Annotated in this window: 1 pseudogene; it reads right to left on the bottom strand. The window is 41.8% G+C overall.

The features are described from left to right. Positions 1-509: pseudogene (locus QM406_RS10100) on the bottom strand (surface protein Rib); the annotation flags it as partial.

Genomic DNA, 509 nt, shown 5'->3' with positions numbered 1-509 from the left:
CTGGGTATGTAACAGTTGTTGTGCCATCTTTGCCAACTTTAACATCAGTTACGGTTGGGTTTGATTTCTTAACTTCGTCGGCTACCTTAGCTTTTTCTGCATCAGTCAAGTTGCTTGGATCTGTAACCGGAGTTACTGATGGATCCTTAACTGCTTTATCATCTGATTTCTTAACTGTATTATCTGCTGGGATAACCGCTGTTGCGCCATCTGGGTATGTAACAGTTGTTGTGCCATCTTTGCCAACTTTAACATCTGTTACTGTTGGGTTAGCTTTCTTAACTTCGTCTGCTACCTTAGCTTTTTCTGCATCAGTCAAGTTGCTTGGATCTGTAACCGGAGTTACTGATGGATCCTTAACTGCTTTATCAGCTGATTTCTTAACTGCCTTAGCTGCTGGGATTTCTGCTGTTGATCCATCTGGGAAGGTTACAGTTGCTGTTCCATCTTTACCTACTTCAACATCTTTCGCTGTTGGGTTAGCTTTCTTAACTTCGTCTGCTACTTTA

It is taken from the genome of Streptococcus infantis (genome assembly GCF_047465035.1).
Lineage (GTDB): Bacteria > Bacillota > Bacilli > Lactobacillales > Streptococcaceae > Streptococcus > Streptococcus infantis_T.
Note: the sequence above shows the minus strand (reverse complement) of the source record. Positions and strands in the feature narration are given on the sequence as shown.